Here is a 19,465-nt window from a genome sequence, read left to right as displayed (position 1 = left end):
ACTCCCCTTTGAAAGGGCGGTCTCCTCACCGCCGTATAGTTTATGCTACCGAGCCTCCCGCCCGGTTTGACGGCGACCCTCAAGGCCGCCGCAATTCACGGCACGCAATCAGCTTGCCTGCTTGACCGCGCGCAGTTCCTCGATCGAGCGCACTTCGCGGCGGGCGGAGCCCTGCCAGTCGCGCGTCTTGACGGTAGACGTCTTCAGTCGTTCGCGTGCTGCGGGAATGGCGTCTGCAAATTGCGGCAACCATTGCGCCTGCGCGACCAGCATCTCGTCCACCATCTGCCAAACCTCCTCCGGTGTGCAGATCGCGCCGACCAGCGGGTCGTGAATCATGGCCTGCTTGAGCAGATCCACATCGCCGGTCACCGCCGCATGAACCGACATGCGCTGGACGTTGATCGAGGCCATGCAGGTTGCGGCCGCGGCTTCCGGAAGCGTGACCCCGGCCACCATGTTGATGCCGAAGCGATCGACGAAGCCGGGCGATTCAATGATCGCATCAGCCGGCAGGTTGGTGATCACGCCATTGTTCTTCTGATTGAAATGCCCACGATAGACGCGTCCCGTCTCGATGGCCTCCAGAATGTAGCTCGCATGCTCACTGGAGCGCTTATAGTCGGCAAGCGGCCGCTTGGCGCGTTCGAGCACGGTCGGGAATTCGGTTTCAAACCAGTTGCGGTTCTCCGTCGTGTAGCGCAGATACCCACCCGTCTCGCCATGGATCCAGTCGGACATGTCGATCCACTTGACGATCTCGTCCGGACGCTTGCGATACCAGGGCAGATATTCCGACAGATGACCGTTGCTCTCGGTGGAATAGACGCCGAAGCGCTTCAGGACGTCGATGCGAACCTTTTCCTGCTGGCTGATGACCGGATGGCGCTCGAAGGCGGCAACGAGTTCGTCCTTGCCGATCTTGCGGCCCTTGACGCGAACATCGACGTACCAGGTCTGATGATTGATGCCCGAGCAGACGAAGTCGAGGTCCTCATGGGCAACACCCAGAACCTCGGCGATCTGCTCGCCGCCGTGCTGGACGCCATGGCAAAGCCCGATCGTATCGACCTTGCCGTATTCGATCGCCGCCCAGGTGTTCATGGCCATCGGGTTCGCGTAGTTCAGGAACCTTGCGCCCGTCTCCGCGACTTCACGGATGTCCTTGCAGAAATCGAGGATGACCGGGATGTTGCGCTGACCGTAAAGAATACCCCCCGCACAGATCGTATCCCCGACGCATTGGTCGACGCCGTACTTCAGCGGAATGCGAATATCGTCCGCATAGGCCTCCAGGCCACCGACCCGGACACACGAGACGACGTAGCGGGCGCCTTCGACAGCCCTGCGCCGATCTGTCGTCGCGCTGATGCGGACTTTCAGACCATTGGCTTCCTTGATCGTGTTGAGAACTTTCTCAATGAGGGAGAGATTGTGCTGAGACGTATCCGTCAGCGCGAATTCGACGTCTTCGAATTCCCGAACCTTCAAAATGTCCGAGAACAGCTTTCGCGTGAACTCGACACTCCCCGCGCCGATGATGGCGATCTTGAAACTCATTGCTCTCTCCCATGGATCTCGGCACTTCGACACAACATGAACCACAACGCAGAGTATCCCTCTCGTTGCAGTGATCGCATTTGCCTGTGCTTCCTCGCTCCGTTGCACATTGATTAACCTGACAGCGCCGACGATGAAAAGAGCAGCGTTATGCTATTGAGGGTAAAATTGTGCTCAGGAAGGTGGCAACGTTTCCTGCCGCGGGTGATCGGCCTGAAATCATAGAGAACAAGGCGTTAGGGCGACTGCGGGGACCGACCGTCCCACCTCGGGCCCATGAAAATTTCTTCCGCAAGCCCCCATCGAAATGCCAAGCCGCGCGCTATCGAGCAGGCGGATTTATCAGCGGTCGGGTTGCGGCAACGTGGACGGGTCTAGCCGGTTTTGCATCGGCTAATGCACCGCCTCTTCACCAGCTCTCAGGAAATGCCGCTCAATCGCATAGAGTTTGCTGAAGAGCCGAGATGTCCGTCGCGCCGAGCCCGATATGGCGGAGGTAGGTCTCGCAATCACCGTAGCTACTGTCGATATGGGCCAATGCACGGGCCATGCTGGCAGGCTCGGATGCGAGAATGATATCGATCAGACCGTTGTCCAGGCCACGGGAGACGGCGCGGGCGCGCAGATGCGGGATCAAGGGGCCGGAAATCGATGCGGTCAGCACGTAGTCCTCGATGATCACCGATGCCTCGACACCGGCATTGGCGAGCAGGAGCGCAGCAATGATGCCTGTACGGTCCTTGCCCGCGCTGCAGTGAAAAAGCAGCCCGCCGTTCGAACTCTGTGCAATCGTGGTCAGCACCTCGGCGATCGCTGACTGGCAGTGATCGAGCGCATGACAATAGCGCTCCCCCATATCGAATTCCGGAACCGCCGCCGCCATCAGTTCGACCGGCGACAGGGCCTGAAACAGGGGAATGTTGACATAACGAACCTGATCATGCTGCGAAAACGGGTTCGCCTCGGCCGCAATTTCCTTCGCATTGCGCAGATCGATCACCGTTGCCAGCCCATGGCCGACAAGCGTTTCCATGTCCTGGGGCGTCAGGGCATGCAGTGCATCTCCGCGAAAAAGCCGACGCCAACGGGTATGCCCTCCTCGTCCTTTTGGATAACCGCCAAGATCGCGCACATTGTGAGCGCCCTCAAGCGCGATAAGCCGGTCATGGTTCTGAGGCATCAGCGGATTCCGGATTTCATGAAGGATTCGATGACATGGCGTTGCAGCACAAGATAGACGATGAGGATTGGCAGGCTGGCCAGGCACGCCGCCGCCATCAGCGGCCCCCACAGATTGCCTTCCTGTGTCATGAACATCTGCAGCCCAATCTGCACGACCGAGTTCTCCGGCTTGCGCGACAGCAGCAAGGGCCAGAAATACTCGTTCCAGGCAGAAATGAAGGCAATGATCGACAGGGAGGCGATCGGCGCGCCCATGTTCGGAACCACGATCTGCCAAAGGATTTTCGAACTTCCGGCCCCATCGATGCGCGCCGCCTCAAGGATCTCGTTGGGGAAGGAGCGCATGGCATGGTAGAGCAGGAGGACCGCAAAGGCATGCGACGCATTGGGAATGATCAGTCCTGCCAGGGTGTCGAGCAGACCGAGCTGCGAGGCCAGGACATAGTTCGGGATCATCGTCACCTGAAACGGCACGAGCCAGGACAGGGCAATCAGACCATGCACAACGCCTGAAAGCCGCATGCGCCAGCGCACCAGCGCATAGGCGGCCAGCATGCCCGTCACAACCTGCAAGCCTGCCGTCATGGCCGCCACGATCACCGTGTTGGCCAGCATCTGCAGCATCGGCACGCGCGTGAGAACGAAGATATAGTTCTCGAAGGTCGGCGCCGAAGGCCAAAGGGCGGTCGAGAAGATTTCGTTGGCGGGCCGAAACGAGGTCACGAACATCCAGTAGATCGGGAAGATCGACAGGACGGACAGCAGGATCATCACCCCATGGACGGCCAGCCGGCCCAGAAGCGGCTGAAGGAACATCCCGCCGGGATTTGTTGTCGGTGCGTCAATGTCAGTTGTCATAGACCGCCAACCTCTTCGTCAGCCACATGCAGCACGCTGCCAGAACCGCAAACCCCGCAAAGGCGATCATACCGGCCGCTGAACTCCAGCCCGCCGACATGGTCTCGAAGCCATATTGCCAGAGCAGATAGAAGATATTTGTCGTGGATTTCAGCGGGCCGCCATCCGTCAGCACGTTGATATAGGCGAAGCTCCATTGCGCACCGAACAGGATCGTCATCATCGACAGCAGGAGAATGGTGGGCGAAAGCAATGGCAGGCGGATATCGCGGATAATACCCCATCGGGTCGCTCCATCGATGCGAGCCGCCTCTATATAGGCTGAGTTGATGCCGGAATTTGCAGCGGAGAACAGAAGCGTCGAAAAGCCGATCAGCTTCCAGCCGGTGATCCAGGTCAGCGTTGCCAGCGCATAACGCGGATCGGTCAGGAAGCCGATGCGCTCCAGGCCCAGCCAGTCAAGGCCGCGCGTCACGATACCCTGATCCTCGTTGAGCAGCCAACGCCAGAGAATGGCCGCGACGACGGGTGCGACAATCATCGGAACGAAGATCAGCGCCCTGTAGATCTTTCTCGCCCGGCCAGTCAGATCCTGGGTCCAGATCGCGACGAACAGCGGGATGACGACCGACATCGGAAACAGGCCGAGCGTGTAATAGAGCGTGTTCCAGAGGGCATTGCGCATCTCCGGCAGGGCTATCAGCCGCTCGTAGTTCTTGAGACCAATATATTTCGGAACAGACGTCGGCAGCATGTTCCACTGGTAGAAGGACAGCCTGAACGCCTCGACCAGCGGGATATAGGTCCAGACCATCAGGAGCACGAGTGCCGGAGCCAGATAGATCCAGGGCGCGATGGTGATGGGTTCGCGCGGTCGCCGGACCCAGGCGCGACCTGCAGCCCTTGCCTTTGGCAATACAATGTCTGCCTCGATACTCGTCATCGGACCACTCCCTCATGAAATGGTGGCGGGCCGGAAACCCAGCCCGCCACCTGCCTGATCGCGTTCAGGGCATCAGGTCCTGAGCCTGGTCTTGCGCGCTCTTGAGGGCCGCAGCGGGGTCGCCCTTGCCGAAGACGGCTTCACGGACGGAATCCATCATCATCTTTTCAACCTGACGGTAGTTGGCGCCGGGGAAGGCCAAATTGGCCGTCAACCGGTTCAACTGCTCCAGATTGGCCCGGAACATCGGGTTTTCCTTCAGCCAGCCGCCGAGATAGTTGGGATCGTCGACGATATCGAGACGCAGCGGCAGGTAGCCGATCTTGCTGGTGATGATCGTATAGGCTTCGCGGCTCGTCAGGTATTTGAGAAGCTCATAGGACGCCCGCTGTTTCAGCGGATCCTTGCTGAAGATGAACAGCGCGCTGCCGGAGTTGGTCGGGGCCGTCGGCTTGTCGCCGAAGGCCGGCATGGCGGCCAGTCTGAGTTCAAACTTGCCGGCTGCAGACTTCTTCATGCTCGACAGAAGCGCACTCGTATAGAGGAACATGCCCATGTTGCCGCTGCCAAACGTGTCGGATGCGCTGGCAGGATCGATCTTTGCATGGGCGCCCGACGCCACCATGTCATGCAGCATCTTGACGGCGTCTGCCGCATTGGTGTCGGCAAATGTCAGCTTGTTTCCGTCCCGGACCTTGCCGCGATTGGACATGACGATCGACTGGTAGACGAAGGTTCCGTCAGTCGGGCCGTAGGCGCCCGGGAAAAAGCCGTTCTTGCCGGTCTTTTCCTTGATGGCCTTGCCGGCCGCTGCCACATCCGCCCAGGTCTTCGGCGGCTCATCCGGATTGAGCCCCGCCTGCCTGAAGAGATCGGCATTGTAATAGAGGATCGGCGTCGAGAAGGTATAGGCCAGTCCATAGGTCTTGCCATCGACCTTGCCGAGTTCCAGCCCCCGCGGGATCATGCCTGCCAGCTGCTCTTTGAGTTCAGCCGGCTTGACCATGTCTTCCAGCGCGTTGCCGCCGAGATCGCTTGCAATGTAGATCAGGTCGCGGAAGACGAGCTGCGCCACATCGGGCTGACGGCCGGCAACGATATCCGCCTGCACGCGCGACATGATCTCGTTCGACGGAACGGCGATCGGCTCGACCTTAACGTTCGGGAACTTCTTCTCGAAGCCCGCGATCAGCTCCTTCGTCGCGTCGGCGCCCGCACTCGCGGAAGCGAGATTGTAGTTGTAGAAGGTGATCGTGACCGGCTTGTCGACCGTTGCGGCCATTTCGGCAGAGGCGCCAAAGGGGACGAGGAGGCTTGCCGTAAAGGCCGCCATCAGCTTGAGAGAGTGTCTGCGCAGCATGTCTTTATCTCCGAGAGGATTATTCGGCGGCAACCGGCATGGCCCGCGCCAGAAGCAGTTCCAGAGGATAGGTGTTGAGTTCGGCGCGATCTGAAGGGAGCGGCACGAAGGCCATCGTCAGGCCGGAAGGGCGGATGGTGCCGATGCCGAAGGACGCACCGCGCACCATGCGCAGAATGTCTGTGCGCAGGATATCCGTTGCCGCATGTTGCCCCGTGCCGACGACCACCGGAATGCCATGCCAGACGGAGACGCGGTCATGATGAATATGCCCGCTCAGGATGCCGATGATGTTGCGGCCCTTCAGCATGTCGCGCAGCCGTTCGGACTGCGGGAAGTGAATGGTCCGCCAATGGGTGACATCCGCCTCTTCGCCCAGTGCCGGCGGGTGATGCACGACAATCAGCTTCGGCAGGTCCGGATGACGATCGAGGGCTGCCTCCAGCCAGTCGAACTGCTCCGGATCGATCGTGCCGCCAATCAGGCCGGGCGTGGATGAATCGAGCGTGATGATATGGATGTCACCAATGACGGTGTCATGGTCGTAAGGCGCGTTCTGGTCTTCGACTGCAATTCCCATGCCTTCATAGAAGCCGGGACGCGTGTCATGATTGCCCAGCGCATAGATGACAGGGACATGGATCCGGGCCTCCAGGATCTCCTTCAGCCGACGGAAGCTCGCCGCGTCACCGCGATTGGTCAGATCGCCGCTGGCGATGAAGAATTGCGGCTTCGGCGTGACCGTGTCGACCAGATCCAGGACCTGCAGGAGCGTCTCTGTCGTATCGCTGTAGAGATGATCATCGTCGGGCGTGCCAATATGCAGATCGGTGAGATGGATGAACGTGGTTTCCCGGCGCATGGAAGGCCTCCGTAACAGTGTTGTCCGTAAGCCTTGATAGAAGCGCTGTGTCTCGCGGGCGTGACGGAATTCAAATGCTGTTCGAAACAGGCTGAGCCTCAGCGGCGAAACATCGGGGCGATCACCTCGACCATCCGCGCAATGACGAGTTCGGGATCGTCCAGGTTCATCTGATGATCTGTCAGAAGCTCGGTTCGCTGGCGGCTGCGCGTCACCTGCGAGCGAATGCCAAGCGCGCAGTTCAGGCGCCAGCCGATATCGACCTCGTCAAGCCAAGGGGCGATCCGTTTCAGTTCGGGGATAAAGGCCTTGTGATGCTGCACATCCTCAATGATCCGGCGATAGTGGGCCGTGTCATCGCGGTGCGCATGCGCCATGGAAGTGAAATAGGACAATACCGGATAGCTTGACTGAGGGTCTGCCGCCCAACGGATCGAGGGACCGACAAGCGCAGCGATCACCTCGTCCAGATCCGCCGGCTCGGGAAAACGACGATCCACGGCCCTGCGCAACAGTGCAAGACGCTCGGCGTTCAGCCGGCGGTAGACGCGCTCGGCAACCGCAGTGATCAATTCTTCCCGAGAGCCAAAATGATAGATGATCGCTGACGGCGTCGCCTGCGCATGCTCCGCAATCCGGCGTGTCGTCAGCTCCTCATGCGCGTCGGTTTCGCATAGCAGGGCCTGGCAGGCATCAAGGAGACGGTTTGCGGTGACACTGGTTCGGGTGGACATGCGGCAATATCCTTCATTCCGATCATGAAGGAGGACTGTGTAGGGTCGATGACGATCATCGTCGTGTTTTTGCGACGTCCCATGCCTGTCGCTGGCTGCTGCCTTTAGAAGCCCGGAAGCCGTTGCGGACGCAACGGTCTCATGTCACAGCTTGATCAATCCGCGCCGGGGAGGTCGTGCAGGATCATCGCTGCCGCGCCGAAGGCCACGGCATCGGTCGCGGAACTCTGCGGCACAATGATTTCGGGTTGAAGAACCCGGGCACCTGCGAACGGGTCGGATTTTCGGAAATCCAGCCAATCAGCCAGCCGGTGTCGCACGACCCAGGGCAGAGTGCCGCCGAGATAGATCGCGGCTGGCGCAAGGATTGCGGCCATCATGAAGGCCAGTCTTGCTGTTTCAGGGCCGGCGCGCTCCAGCCAGGCTTCCAGCACCGCGCCATGGCGGTCGAAATAGCTGCTCCATTCTTCGCTGGAGCGACCTTCGGGAATATGGCCGACACGCGCCAGAGACCATGCAGCGAGATCTTCGAAGGATGGGCGGGGCAACCCCCGCGCCCGCAATGCGCCAACCTCCCCCGCATTGCCGGTATGGCCGCGATAGAGTTCCTTGTTGATGATCACGCCGCTGCCGATCCCTTCGGAGAGGTAGAGATAGACGAAGTTTTCGTGATCGGCGGAATTGCCCAGCGCCACTTCGCCCATCGCCGCCGCATTGGCATCGTTCTCGATGACGATCGGGCAGCCGAGCGCATGCTGCAGGGTGGACGCAAAGTCGACCTCGGCCCAGCCGATCACTTCATCGGCGAGATCGAGAAACCCCTGCCCCTGGCGGAAGCGCGTGGGCATGGCAATGCCCGCGCCGATCAGCAAGCGCTCATCGATCCTGTTCATGCCCAGAAGCTCGGACTTGAGCGCTTCAATGGCCGATGTCAGATCTGTAACGCTGTCGAACGGACCTTGCTTGCTCCGCTCATCGATACGCGCGCCGCGAAAGTCGAGCAGGACAAGGGTGGCGGTGAACCGGTTGGCGTGAATGCCCAGTGCGTAGCCAACCTTGTCGGCAAGCATAAGATCGACATGCGGCGCACCGCGCGCGCCTGACCGCCGCGCGCCTTCCACGACGATGCCGCGCTCGATCAGGTCACGCGCGAGCATGCTGACAGCCGCGGCTGTCACGCCACAGATATCCGCCAGATCGCCGCGCGAGGCAGCACCTTTCCTTCGCAGGTGCCTCAGCATTTCCACCTGTGTCCGTCCGATGCCGTCAAAGGGACGCTGTCTCGTCAGCATGCGATCGCTCCGATGATTTCACAGCCGATGTCATGAAAGTTTTATTTAAGCAACTTAATTAAAGAAAAATCATCAACCGGGATCGATCACCCATGACCAAGACTTTCGCCCTCTTCGCCACCGTTGCGCTTTCCGCTCTCGTCGCCGGAATGGCGCAAGCCGAAGACATCAAGATCAAGCTCTCGACGCTTGTGGACAAGACCGCACCGGCCCGCGTCACCAATATCGAGGCTGCCGCCGCCATCATCAATGACCAGTTCAAGGCCGCCGGCATCGACAAGCATATTGTCGTCGAGACGAATGTCAGCGCCGCCAAGGGATGGGACGATCTGGCGCTGGAAGACATGAAGGCATTTTCCGTCGGTCAGGGTCCCGACATCTACGTTCTGCCGCATGAATGGATCGGCAAGTTCGCCGAGGACGGCAATGCCCTGCCGATGGATAGCAAGATTGCCGCAAACCCCTGGGCCTATGCCGATATCCTGCCGGTTCTGTGGACCGCCGCCAAGGCGAAGGACGGCAAGATCTATGGCATCCCGCAGGACGCCGAAATCCGCATGTTCTTCTACAACAAGGACATGCTGCGCAAGATCGGCAAGGACGAGGCCTTCATCGAGAGCCTGCCGGCCAAGGTCGAAGCGGGCGAATTCACGCTTGATGATCTGACCGCTCTCTCCAAGCAGGTTGTCGACGGCAAGGCCGCCCAGTACGGCATGCTGCACCGTCCGAATGTCGGCATCGACTACCTGATGGTCTTCCAGTCCTATGGCGTGAAGTTCATGGACGACAAGACCGGCAAGCTCATGTTCCCCAAGGCCGAAATGTTGAAGGCGCTTGGCTGGTACGAGCGCAACGCGCGTCAGGGCGTCACGCCGGCCGACAATACCGCGATGAGCTGGGATGCCATCCAGGGCGCCTTCAAGCAGGAAAAGGCCTTCATCTTCCATCAGGGTGTCTGGGCTGTGGCCTGGCAGCTGGGCGACAAGAACGGCGCCACCTGGCCGACGGACAAGGACGGATATTTCCACAAGATCGGCTGGATCCCGGCGCCGGCTGCAGAAAAGGGTGGCAAGCCTGCGAACCTCTCGCATCCGCTTCTCTACACCGTCAACGCCAAGAGCAAGAACGCGGATCTCGCCGCCGATCTCGTTGCGCTGGCAACGCTGCCCTATTTCAACACCGAACATGATGTCGCCTCCTACCACACTGCCATCAGCAACGCTCAGACCGCCATGCCGAAATACAAGGAGAACTGGGTGCTTTCCGCAGCGTCTCCGATGATGGCGCATGCGCAGTTCGTCCCGAACCACACCCAGTTCGGCAGCTACAACAAGGTGCTGTTCAGCGGTCTGCAGGCCGTCGAGACGGGCAAGATGACGGCCGCTCAAGCCGTCGATTTCATTGCCGACGAGCTTGGCCTGCAATTCGGCGCCGATGTCGAGATCCGCGAAGCCGTCAGCAACTAAGCGCGTCTCTTTCTGCTGAGAAAAACGCTCTTCCGCCGGAAGCCAGAAGATGGCTTCCGGCATTCTTCAAGAAACTGCGGCGTCTCGCCGTCTCCGGATTGACAACTCATGGCCACACCGAACCTTCGGACGCATCGTCCAGCCAGGCCGGTCCTTTATCTTCTGCCTGCAATCGGCCTTCTAACGGTCTTCTTCCTCGGGCCGATCATCGTCAATGGCGTGATCGCTTTCACGGATATGGGCGAGAACCTGCGTATCGGGAAGTTCACGCTCCTGAATTTCGAGCGGATCGTTCAGCGCGACGCGCGCATCCCGACAGTGCTCCTGACAACGCTGATCTATGTCGGCGCCACCTTGTTCTTCTTCAATGTCGGGCTCGGCGCGCTGCTGGCCATCACGACGACCGCTATCCCCGAGCGGCTCGGCAGCTTCTTCCGCGGCCTTTGGCTGCTGCCGCGCATGAGCCCGGCCGTTCTCTATGGCATCTTGTGGATCTGGATTGCCGATCCGACACCGACAGGACTTCTCGCGCAGGTGACATCCGCTTTCGGCTTGCCGGTGCTCAATCTGCGCAACGACTTTCCGCTGTTTCTCATCATTCTGGCAAACGGCATCGTCGGAGCATCCTTCGCCATGGTGATCCTGACTTCGGCAGTGCGCTCGATCCCATCGCATCTGTCGAATGCGGCGCGCGTCGATGGCGCGAGCGAATGGGGCGTTCTGCGCCATGTCGTGGCGCCCGCCCTGTCGCAGCCCATCCGTTTCATCACCCTCTATCAGGCGCTCTCGCTGATGACGACCTATGAATATATCCTGCTGATCACCGGCGGCGGTCCGGTCTATGATTCCACGCCCTATGCGCTCTACATCTATCGCCGCGCCTTCGAGAACGGCGCTTACGCCTATGGCGCGGCGCTGGCGCTCGGCCTGATGGTGATCGGCATCGTCGTCACGCTGCTGCAATGGCGGCTCACCGACATGCGTTCGACCTTTGCCGCACCGAAGATCGAGGTGCTGTGATGGCTGTGGCTGAAACACATATGCCCGCCAACACCGATTGGGCACGTCTGGAACGGCGAGGAATGGTCAATCGGGCGGGGTTTGTCGCCTTCATTCTCGTCTTCCTGACGCTCGTCTCCATCCCGGTCCTACTGCCCTATCTGTGGCTGCTGGTTAAATCGCTGACGCTGTCCGACGACAAGGTCAGCCACATGGTGCTCTGGCGCAGTGGCGCGATTGTTGCGGTGGCCTATCTTGGTGCGCTGGGCCTGAGCCTTGTGGCGACGCGGATGCCGCGCGTGTGGCTTGCCTGGACCGTGCTCGGTGTTGCCATAACCATTCTGGTGGCACTCTTCGTTGCGCCCTATCTGACCTTTGTGAACTATCGTTTTCTCTGGAACAGCGACATCAACGGAACGGGGACGAACCGGACCGACCTGATGCCGTCTGTCTGGTCGGCGCTCAGCAGCTCACTGATGTTTGCCATCGCGCAGACCACGATCGTCACGCTGGTTGCGACACCCGCCGCCTATGCGCTCTCGCGCTTTGCCTTTGCCGGCCGCGAGACATTCCTGCGCGGTCTCCTGATCCTGCATGCGTTTCCGGCGCTCGCCCTCACCGTCGCGGTCTTCGTGCAGCTTTATTACATGGGATTGCTCAACAGCCTTGCCGGCGTCGTGCTCGTGCTGAGCGCGCTCGAACTGCCTTACGCGATCTTCGTGCTCAAGGGCTTTTTCGACAACGTGCCGTGGGACATCGAAATGAGCGCGGTGACCGATGGCGCGACGCGGGCACAGGCGTTTCGCATGGTCGTGCTGCCGCAGGTGCGCGCCGGGCTGATTGCGGTCGCCACCTTCACCTTTCTCAGGGGCTGGGAGGAATATGTCTTCGTCCAGACCCTGCTGATCGACAAGAGCCGGATGACGATGAGCCTTTATCTCTTCTTCGTCTCTCACGACAATATGGGCGTGGACTATGGAATGGTGGCCGCCGTCGGCGTCGTCTACCTCCTGCCTGTGCTCATCCTTTACACCTTCACGCAGAAATACATCACGCAGATGAGTTTCGGCGGCATCAAGGGATAATCGCCATGGCCAAGATTACACTGAACAATGTCACCAAGAGCTGGGGCGAGACCCATGTCCTGAAGCCGATGAACCTAACCATCGAGAATGGCGAATTCGTCGCCATTCTCGGGCCGTCCGGCTGCGGCAAATCCACCACGCTTTTCCTTCTGGCGGGCCTTTATGCGCCGAGCGCCGGCGAAATCACCTTCGACGGGCACAATGTCGGCCGGGTCGATGCGCGCGACCGCAATGTCGGCATCGTCTTCCAGTCCTATGCGCTCTATCCGAACCTGACGGTGCGCGAAAACATCGCGTTTCCGCTGCGCTTCAAGGCCATGGACAAGAACGAAGCGGCCAGACGCGTCGAAGAGGCCGCAGCCCTCGTGCAGATCGGCGCGCTGCTGGATCGGCGTCCATCGCAGCTTTCCGGCGGTCAACAGCAGCGTGTGGCGCTTGCCCGCGCGCTGGTCAAGGAGCCGAACATCCTCCTGCTGGATGAGCCGCTTTCCAATCTCGACGCCACCCTGCGCATCACAATGCGGGCTGAGCTGAAGGCTATCCAGAAACGTCTCGGTTTCACCACGCTGATCGTCACACATGACCAGATCGAGGCGATCACCATGGCTGACCGCATCATCTGCATGAACAATGGCGAGATTGCCCAGATCGGTACGCCGGACGATCTCTATCGCCGGCCGGCTAATCTTTTCGTGGCAGGCTTTATCGGCACGCCACCGATGAACCTGATCAAGGGCGAGGCCGCCGGCCGGCAGTTGCGCCTCGGCCAGGCCGCCCTCGATCTGTCCTCGGATCGCTCCGGGAGCCTGACGCTTGGCATTCGGCCGGAGGATATTGCCCTTGTCGCAGCCGACAAGGCGGCGCTTTCGGGCTCGATCACCGCAGTGGAGCCGATGGGCCGCGAAGTGTTCTACACGGTCATGACGCCGGCCGGGCCGCTTCACGCGCTCGAATATGGCGAGGTCGTCCGCCACCTGCCCGGTACAAGCGTCGGCCTTGTCTGCAAGCAGGAGCTTACGCTTCTCTTCGATCAGGACGGCAGGCGCATTGCCGACCTTCACGTCAATCTTTCGCATCGCGCCGACACAAGAGCCGCAGAGCTCGCTCCGGCAAACTGACAGGACATTCCCCTTGACCAAGATCGTCTCCCATCGCGGCGCAAACCATTTCGCGCCGGAAAACACCTTTGCTGCCGCCGATCTCGCGCTGGAACAGGGCGCAGACTATATCGAGCTGGACGTGCGCGAGAGCGCCGACGGCGTGCTTTATGTCCTGCATGACGAAACCTTCGAGCGCACGACCAATGGCAAGGGGCCGATCGGCCACGCGCTTGCCCGCGACATCGACATGCTCGACGCAGGAAGCTGGTTTGGTGCGAAGTTCAAAGGCGCCGTCGTTCCGCGCCTCGACGCCTATCTCGAACATCTGCGCGGTCGCGCCGGCGTCTATCTTGAGCTGAAATACTGTGATCCGGCCAAGCTGGTGGCGACCGTGCGCGATCTTGGCATGGTGCGCGAGACCTTCTATTTCTCCTTCTCCGAAGAGATGCGACGCGGTCTGGTCGAGATCGCGCCGGAGTTCCGCAAGATGATGACCCTCAACATCGCGAAGTCGCCATCATTGATTGGCGCAGTTCATCATGCCTCGATCATCGAGATGACCGTGGATCAGATGCGTCGTCCGGGCATTGTCGAGGCGAGCCGCAAGGCGGGCCTTGAGGTCATGGTCTATTATGGCGGGGACGACATGGCCGTCCATCAGGAGATCGCCGAGGCAGGCGTCGATTATGTCAATCTCGACCGTCCGGACATGTTCGATGCGGCGCGGCGGGCACTTCGCGGAGCCGCCGCCTGATGAAGAATATTGCCGTCGTCGCCGATATTCATCTGCACGATCTTCATGGCGGCTACGGGCTCAATGACGGACAGGGGCGTGCGTTTGCCTTTCGCACATTCGAGGACACGGTTGCCTCCACCCGCGTGTTCAACGAGAGCTATCCCGCCCTGATCGCAACTCTGGACGACATCGCCCGCCGCGGCCTGCGCGATGTCGTGCTGCTGGGTGATTATTCCGACGACGGACAGCCGGCCGCGGTCGCTGCCCTGAAGGAAATCCTGTCGCATTACGAAACTCGGCATGACTTGCGCTTCTTTGCCACCTTCGGCAATCACGATTGCTTCGGTCCCGCAGCGAGAGAACAGGCCAAGCGTCTGAACCTCGGAGAGGGTCGCAGTCGCACGCTCGTGACGAGCGATGAAGGTGCGGCCCCACCTGCCATCGCAAGCCCGTTCATGCGCGGCATGTCGACGGCTGAGGCCATGAAGGCGATGGCGGATTGCGGTCTGGTGCGGCCAAAGGAGGTGTTCCACTGGGAAACGCCTTTCGGCGACCGGACCGGACTCGATGAGCGCTATCCGCCGGGGGGCGATCCCACACAGCCGGATGCATCCTATCTCGTCGAGCCGCAGGAGGGGCTGTGGCTCCTCGTGCTGGATGCCAATGTCTTCTCGAAGGTCGAGGGCGGCTGGCAGGTCGAGGCGAATGCCGCCTGGGACCATGTCCTGGCAAGACGGTCCTATCTCCCTGGCTGGATCGAGGACGTGGCGCGCCGCGCCGCGCGACTTGGTAAGACGTTGCTTGCCTTCTCACATTATCCCGCGCTGCCGCTGGCTCTATCCGGCAAGGGCTCCGAAGTTGCCGCCATCGGCACACCGGAATGGCTCTCCCGCATGCCCTCGCTGGAAAGTGGTCGGCGTCTGGCAAAGGCGGGCCTGCGCTGGCATTTCAGCGGGCATATGCATGTTGCTGGCCATGTCACTCTCGATGGCCTGACCAATATCGCCGTCCCGTCACCTGTTGCCTATCCCGGTGGCTATGTCATCGTTCAGGTAGAAAATGAGACGGTCGACATCGAGACCGTGTCCATGCCCGACACGCCCGGCTTCAATGTCGCCTTCGCAGCGTATGCAGCCGAAACCGGCACCGCAGGGGCGCCTCACCCGATGCTTGACGCAACCACATACGAAGGTTTCCTCGAAGCGCATTTGCGCCAGCTCGTCATCACCCGGCATCTGCCGAAAGACTGGCCGGAGCTTGGCGACTGTCTGGACGCGCCGCATGGCAGCCCGTCACCGGTCCTCACGGCGCTCGAAGCCTACTATCTGCACCGCGCCCGCGGGTTGACGGCATCTGCCACAGATGAACTGGCGCTTCTGCATTCCCAAAAGATGGCATTCGGCGGGAACGCGTGATGCAGGGTTCCGATCTGTCGCCAGCGCACATCGTTTCGGACCGGTCTTTTCAGCCGTTAGACATGCTTTAGCTCCAGCGCATCACAAACGTTCCCGTTAGGCTTACGATAGCGCCGCGGCTCGCTAACTGTGCAACGCAGTTGCGCCTGAGACGCGGCTAAGGTCGGCTTGGGTGCGGGCGGTTGGCCGGACAGCCAGCCTTTCGTTGAGAAGCGCGCGAGCAAGGGTCTGCTGGCCTGCGCGTTCCGCCGCAACAATCAGCGTCTGCGTCAGGAGGTCGCGCTGCGCGTGGCTGCCGCCGATGCGGATGATCTTGTAGCGCACCGGCAGAAGCCGCTCGATTGCACGCGCATAGTCTTCTTCCGCGAAGGCGAGCACGCCATCGATAATACGCCGACCGACATCGATCGTGATCTCGTGATTGTCGCCCTGTCCATCACGGGCGTAGACGTCCAGCGAATGCCGGAGCTGTTCGACGCCGGCAGGATCGCCAGCCCGCGAGACGGCCAAGGCGATGTGCAGGTCATTGAACACCAGCACATGGTCGTCGACATGCGTCAGCCACTGTGCGGCGACCGGCCCCCAGCGATCGCCCACATCGCCGCCCGCCAGTTCGATGCGCCAGAGAAGCGCTGAGGCATCCACCAGATCCAGAAGCGAGTCCTCTGCGAGCCGGGGCGCGATGTAACGATCGTAATCGGCCAGCACCTCGGCGATCCGGCCTTCCTCGATCAGATAGAGCGCCAGATGCCAGCCATTATGGATCGAAAGCGCATGCGCCTTGCTCCAGGCCGGCTGGGACGCTTTCAGAAACGCAATGCCCTCGCTCTGCCGGCTTTCGGTCTCCAGCACATGGGCGACCGCATGAACGGCCCAGCCGTCCTCCGCATTGCGGCGAATGGCCTCCAGACCGACCTGCTCCGCCCGCTTCGTTTCGCCGGCCTCTTCCAGACCGAAGGCATATTGGCCGAGCACAAAGCCGTAGGTGTCGCTCTGCTGGTCCCATGCGGGCAGCACGCGCGCGACGGAATCGCGAATATTCAGGGAATGGCCGAGATAGAAATAGGTGTCATGGGCAAAGCGCAGAGCCAGGGCGTCGGTCGGATTGTCGAGGAGAATATCCTCCCAGATCCCGGCGGCGTCGATGATACGCCCGCCCGCCCAGGCTTTGGCGGCGGAGAGATGAAGGCGCTCGCGGCCGGTCGCCCCGCCGATGCTCGCCTCAGCGGCTGCGATCGCCTCTGTCACCAGAGGATTGTCGCCGCGAACGCCATTGAGGGTCAGAAGCGAAGCGATTGCGCTGTGACCGAGGCTGAAACCCGGATCGCGCTCCGTCGCTTCCCGCAGAAGGGCAATCGGATCGCCCTTCCAGGCGTAGTAGTCGGCGATGGCCCGATCGAGCAAATCCGTCGAGCCGGCTGTTCCTGTTACGACAAGTCCCTGTGCGTCCTTAGGCATTGGTTTTCTCAGCTCCCTTTGCAGCATTTGCTGGACGGTGATGCGTCAGCACGAAGTCCCTGATGTCCTCAGCGACGCGTGACGGAATTTCCCAATGGGGCGCGTGTCCGACATCAGGATAGGTTATTTCGGTATGCCGGGGTGCCGCCTGCGACAGCGCCAATTGCGCCTCGCGGTCGAAGATCGCGTCCTCTTCTCCCCACAAGGAGAGAACTGCGACGTCAGCGGGCAAAGCTGGAAAGTCGGAAGGCTCCTCGATCAACCCGTCGAGAGCACCGCGCCAGGTCTCCAGATCAAGCTTCGCGCTTTCGCCAACTAACACCGCCAGTTGCGTGTCCGACAACGGTGTATGTGTTGTGCTTGACTGAAACTGCTCGATGAAATCGGCCGGCACCGGATCCGCCAGTTGCTTGAGCTCTTCGCGGAACTCGAGAAGCCCGGGATGCGCCCTTGCCGTCCGTGTCGGGCCGATCAGGGTCAGGCTCGCCAGAAGATCCGGGCGTTTCTCTGCAACTCTCTGGGCAACGATACTCCCCAGAGAATGACCAATCAGATGCACGGGGCCGACCGCCAATTGCTCGATGAAGGCAATGCCATCGCTTGTGAAGTCTGCGATGCTGTAGCGCGCCGCGCGCCCGGACGTCCCGTGCCCACGCTGATCGGGCGCGATCAGACGAAACGCGGCAGGCAACAGGGAAAACAGAGGCTCGAAACTGCGCCAGCTGTCGGTATAACCATGCAGAAAGACGATGACCGGGCCGCCGGCACCGTTATCGACATAGCGCAGCGTCTGACCATTCGGGAGCGTTGTGACATGGCTTGCAATAGTCTGCGATGTTGCCGGCGCGCTCATTTCTGTACCTCACCGTCTGTGGCCAGCAGATCGGCCTCAAGGGCCGCGAGTTCCTGTGGCGCCGTGGTCTTGATGAAGACAAACCATGCCACGCCCAGAGCCAGCAGCGCCAGGAAAATATAAGGCAGGATCGAGAACGGCCATGCCGGCACGGGATAGATGCTGCCGATCAGCGGGATCAGCAGAAGCAGGACCGTGATGACGCTGACAAGCACATGCCATGGCTTCAGCACGCCAATGCGCTTGAGAAAGAACATGGTTCCGGCCGCTACAAGGATATAGGCAAACAGGAAGCCATAGGTGGCGATGGTGCCGAGCAGACCGAATGTATCAAGCAGACCATAACCGGATTGCGTCAGCGCAAGCGACAAGAAGGCCGCGATGATGGCGAGAATGGTCACGGCGACATGAGGTGTCGCATTGACCGCATGCGCGCTGCTGGCCGATTTGTGGAAGAGACCATGGCGCGACAAGGCGAAGAGCACGCGTCCACCCGCATTGAGGCTGCCCAACGTGCAGGCAAAGAAGCTGAGCGCAACGCCCAGATCGATCAGGCTGCCAACAAAGCTGATCCCGAGCTGGCCCGCAGCGGTGGTCAACGGCGCCTCGGCCTTGTCGAGCGAGACCGGCAGACCGTGAAACGCTTTCGTCAATCCATAGGAGCTGATCACGAAGAGCAGGCCGATCGAGACGACGCTGATGATCACAGCGCGCGGGATGGACTGATACGGCGACTTGGCCTCCGAACCCAGTGTCGTGGCGCTTTCAAAACCGACGAAGCTGAAAAAGGCGAGGACCAGACCCAGGCGCAATGTATCGGCGCTGACACCATCGAAATGCGTCTGCGCGGGATCGACGACAGGTCCGACGGTCAGGATCGAGCCGATCACGACGATGAGGATCAGCACAACCGTCGCCAGTTCAATGGCCAATATGGCCCGCGTTGAAAGGACGATATCGCGATAGGCAATCCACCAGGCGCCGAGGATCACGGCGAGGCTGATAACGATCGTGAGAAGTCTGTCGGCCCCGGCTATACCGAATGTGTGGACCAGAACGAGCAGCGAATTGACCGAACCGCCGATCACCGCCCCGGCGGTGAACAGATAGGCGATCAGCAGAGACCAGCCGGCAATCACACCCCAGAACCCACCGAGCCCCTGCCCTGCGAACACATAGAGAGCACCGGGATTGGCGGTGCGGCGGGCGAACTGGTTGATGTTCCAGGAGACGAACAGCAAGGCAATCGTGGCAAACAGGTAGGCGACCCAGGTCGCATTGCCGGCCACCGCGAAAACCACCGGAATGACCAATGCAGGCGTTCCGGATGGCGCGACCGTGCCAATCGACTGGGCGATCACCTCCGGCAGGGAAAGACGTCCGCGGGCGAGATGACCTCGCGCTTGCGCACCCTCCCGGATTCTTGTCGTTTCTGTAACAGGCGTCGTCATCTTCTCATCTCCTAAAAATATAAATCGGATGAAGAAGAGGCCTCTTCTTTAATAATATATAATATTTATAGATTTTATGTACAAAAGGTACATGCTTTCAACATTGCCGAC

The 19,465-nt window shown here is 60.5% G+C and carries 17 protein-coding genes; 6 read left to right on the top strand and 11 right to left on the bottom strand.

Annotated features, from left to right (window positions below):
* Positions 1-108 precede the first annotated feature (108 nt).
* From LQK84_RS11585 to LQK84_RS11550, 8 genes are all read right to left on the bottom strand, one after another.
* Positions 109-1,560, bottom strand: coding sequence for an alpha-glucosidase/alpha-galactosidase (locus tag LQK84_RS11585; RefSeq protein ID WP_230828879.1), 1,452 nt, complete (start codon positions 1,558-1,560; stop codon positions 109-111).
* A gap of 433 nt (positions 1,561-1,993) precedes the next feature.
* Positions 1,994-2,740, bottom strand: coding sequence for a tyrosine-protein phosphatase (locus LQK84_RS11580; RefSeq protein WP_269071996.1), 747 nt, complete (start codon positions 2,738-2,740; stop codon positions 1,994-1,996).
* The gene (locus tag LQK84_RS11575; RefSeq protein WP_230828877.1) at positions 2,740-3,600 is read right to left on the bottom strand and encodes a carbohydrate ABC transporter permease; all 861 of its coding nucleotides are present in this window, start codon (positions 3,598-3,600) and stop codon (positions 2,740-2,742) included. The genes LQK84_RS11580 and LQK84_RS11575 overlap by 1 nt, the downstream gene beginning before the upstream one ends.
* Positions 3,590-4,543 (bottom strand): carbohydrate ABC transporter permease, encoded by a 954-nt coding sequence (locus LQK84_RS11570; RefSeq protein WP_230828876.1) that lies wholly within the window; start codon positions 4,541-4,543, stop codon positions 3,590-3,592. Before LQK84_RS11570 ends, LQK84_RS11575 begins: the two co-directional genes overlap by 11 nt.
* A gap of 64 nt (positions 4,544-4,607) precedes the next feature.
* Entirely contained in the window at positions 4,608-5,903 is a 1,296-nt protein-coding gene (locus LQK84_RS11565) for an ABC transporter substrate-binding protein (RefSeq protein ID WP_230828875.1), read from the bottom strand.
* A 19-nt stretch (positions 5,904-5,922) separates the two neighbouring features.
* Positions 5,923-6,765, bottom strand: a complete 843-nt coding sequence (locus LQK84_RS11560) for a metallophosphoesterase family protein (protein ID WP_230828874.1) — start codon at positions 6,763-6,765, stop codon at positions 5,923-5,925.
* A gap of 98 nt (positions 6,766-6,863) precedes the next feature.
* The gene (locus LQK84_RS11555; protein WP_230828873.1) at positions 6,864-7,499 is read right to left on the bottom strand and encodes a TetR/AcrR family transcriptional regulator; all 636 of its coding nucleotides are present in this window, start codon (positions 7,497-7,499) and stop codon (positions 6,864-6,866) included.
* A 155-nt stretch (positions 7,500-7,654) separates the two neighbouring features.
* Entirely contained in the window at positions 7,655-8,791 is a 1,137-nt protein-coding gene (locus LQK84_RS11550) for an ROK family transcriptional regulator (protein WP_230828872.1), read from the bottom strand.
* 92 nt (positions 8,792-8,883) lie between these two features.
* On the opposite strand from LQK84_RS11550, the gene LQK84_RS11545 reads away from it, so the two are divergent.
* The 6 genes from LQK84_RS11545 (at position 8,884) to LQK84_RS11520 (ending at position 15,592) form a co-directional block, all read left to right on the top strand.
* Entirely contained in the window at positions 8,884-10,257 is a 1,374-nt protein-coding gene (locus LQK84_RS11545; RefSeq protein WP_230828871.1) for an ABC transporter substrate-binding protein, read from the top strand.
* Positions 10,258-10,365: 108 nt separating this feature from the next.
* Complete coding sequence (locus LQK84_RS11540; RefSeq protein ID WP_230828870.1) at positions 10,366-11,277, top strand: carbohydrate ABC transporter permease; 912 nt, start codon at positions 10,366-10,368, stop codon at positions 11,275-11,277.
* Complete coding sequence (locus LQK84_RS11535) at positions 11,277-12,341, top strand: carbohydrate ABC transporter permease (protein ID WP_230828869.1); 1,065 nt, start codon at positions 11,277-11,279, stop codon at positions 12,339-12,341. The genes LQK84_RS11540 and LQK84_RS11535 overlap by 1 nt, the downstream gene beginning before the upstream one ends.
* 5 nt (positions 12,342-12,346) lie before the next feature.
* A complete protein-coding gene (locus LQK84_RS11530; protein ID WP_230828868.1) occupies positions 12,347-13,459 on the top strand; it encodes an ABC transporter ATP-binding protein in 1,113 nt (370 codons plus the stop codon).
* Positions 13,460-13,472: 13 nt separating this feature from the next.
* Positions 13,473-14,195 carry a glycerophosphodiester phosphodiesterase gene (gene ugpQ, locus LQK84_RS11525; RefSeq protein ID WP_230828867.1) on the top strand — a complete coding sequence of 241 codons (723 nt, stop codon included), beginning with the start codon at positions 13,473-13,475 and terminating at the stop codon, positions 14,193-14,195.
* On the top strand, positions 14,195-15,592 hold the full coding sequence (locus LQK84_RS11520; protein WP_230828866.1) for a metallophosphoesterase family protein: 1,398 nt from the start codon (positions 14,195-14,197) through the stop codon (positions 15,590-15,592). The genes ugpQ and LQK84_RS11520 overlap by 1 nt, the downstream gene beginning before the upstream one ends.
* A 123-nt stretch (positions 15,593-15,715) precedes the next feature.
* On the opposite strand, the gene LQK84_RS11515 is transcribed toward LQK84_RS11520, so the two are convergent.
* Genes LQK84_RS11515 through LQK84_RS11505 form a run of 3 tightly spaced genes read right to left on the bottom strand, consistent with a single transcriptional unit; the run spans position 15,716 to position 19,354 of the window.
* Positions 15,716-17,050 (bottom strand): tetratricopeptide repeat protein, encoded by a 1,335-nt coding sequence (locus LQK84_RS11515; protein ID WP_230828865.1) that lies wholly within the window; start codon positions 17,048-17,050, stop codon positions 15,716-15,718.
* Positions 17,043-17,903, bottom strand: a complete 861-nt coding sequence (locus tag LQK84_RS11510) for an alpha/beta fold hydrolase (RefSeq protein ID WP_230828864.1) — start codon at positions 17,901-17,903, stop codon at positions 17,043-17,045. Before LQK84_RS11510 ends, LQK84_RS11515 begins: the two co-directional genes overlap by 8 nt.
* The gene (locus LQK84_RS11505) at positions 17,900-19,354 is read right to left on the bottom strand and encodes an APC family permease (RefSeq protein ID WP_230828863.1); all 1,455 of its coding nucleotides are present in this window, start codon (positions 19,352-19,354) and stop codon (positions 17,900-17,902) included. The genes LQK84_RS11510 and LQK84_RS11505 overlap by 4 nt, the downstream gene beginning before the upstream one ends.
* Between the last annotated feature and the right edge of the window lie 111 nt (positions 19,355-19,465).

The sequence above is a fragment of the Rhizobium sp. C4 genome (assembly GCF_021026315.1).
Classification (GTDB): domain Bacteria; phylum Pseudomonadota; class Alphaproteobacteria; order Rhizobiales; family Rhizobiaceae; genus Ensifer_A.
Note: the sequence above shows the minus strand (reverse complement) of the source record. Positions and strands in the feature narration are given on the sequence as shown.

Coding starts and splice junctions, on each gene's coding strand:
- LQK84_RS11585 (WP_230828879.1), bottom strand. CDS start 1,560: ATGAGTTTCAAGATCGCCATCATCGGCGCGGGGAGTGTCGAGTTCACG.
- LQK84_RS11580 (WP_269071996.1), bottom strand. CDS start 2,740: ATGCCTCAGAACCATGACCGGCTTATCGCGCTTGAGGGCGCTCACAAT.
- LQK84_RS11575 (WP_230828877.1), bottom strand. CDS start 3,600: ATGACAACTGACATTGACGCACCGACAACAAATCCCGGCGGGATGTTC.
- LQK84_RS11570 (WP_230828876.1), bottom strand. CDS start 4,543: ATGACGAGTATCGAGGCAGACATTGTATTGCCAAAGGCAAGGGCTGCA.
- LQK84_RS11565 (WP_230828875.1), bottom strand. CDS start 5,903: ATGCTGCGCAGACACTCTCTCAAGCTGATGGCGGCCTTTACGGCAAGC.
- LQK84_RS11560 (WP_230828874.1), bottom strand. CDS start 6,765: ATGCGCCGGGAAACCACGTTCATCCATCTCACCGATCTGCATATTGGC.
- LQK84_RS11555 (WP_230828873.1), bottom strand. CDS start 7,499: ATGTCCACCCGAACCAGTGTCACCGCAAACCGTCTCCTTGATGCCTGC.
- LQK84_RS11550 (WP_230828872.1), bottom strand. CDS start 8,791: ATGCTGACGAGACAGCGTCCCTTTGACGGCATCGGACGGACACAGGTG.
- LQK84_RS11545 (WP_230828871.1), top strand. CDS start 8,884: ATGACCAAGACTTTCGCCCTCTTCGCCACCGTTGCGCTTTCCGCTCTC.
- LQK84_RS11540 (WP_230828870.1), top strand. CDS start 10,366: ATGGCCACACCGAACCTTCGGACGCATCGTCCAGCCAGGCCGGTCCTT.
- LQK84_RS11535 (WP_230828869.1), top strand. CDS start 11,277: ATGGCTGTGGCTGAAACACATATGCCCGCCAACACCGATTGGGCACGT.
- LQK84_RS11530 (WP_230828868.1), top strand. CDS start 12,347: ATGGCCAAGATTACACTGAACAATGTCACCAAGAGCTGGGGCGAGACC.
- LQK84_RS11520 (WP_230828866.1), top strand. CDS start 14,195: ATGAAGAATATTGCCGTCGTCGCCGATATTCATCTGCACGATCTTCAT.
- LQK84_RS11515 (WP_230828865.1), bottom strand. CDS start 17,050: ATGCCTAAGGACGCACAGGGACTTGTCGTAACAGGAACAGCCGGCTCG.
- LQK84_RS11510 (WP_230828864.1), bottom strand. CDS start 17,903: ATGAGCGCGCCGGCAACATCGCAGACTATTGCAAGCCATGTCACAACG.
- LQK84_RS11505 (WP_230828863.1), bottom strand. CDS start 19,354: ATGACGACGCCTGTTACAGAAACGACAAGAATCCGGGAGGGTGCGCAA.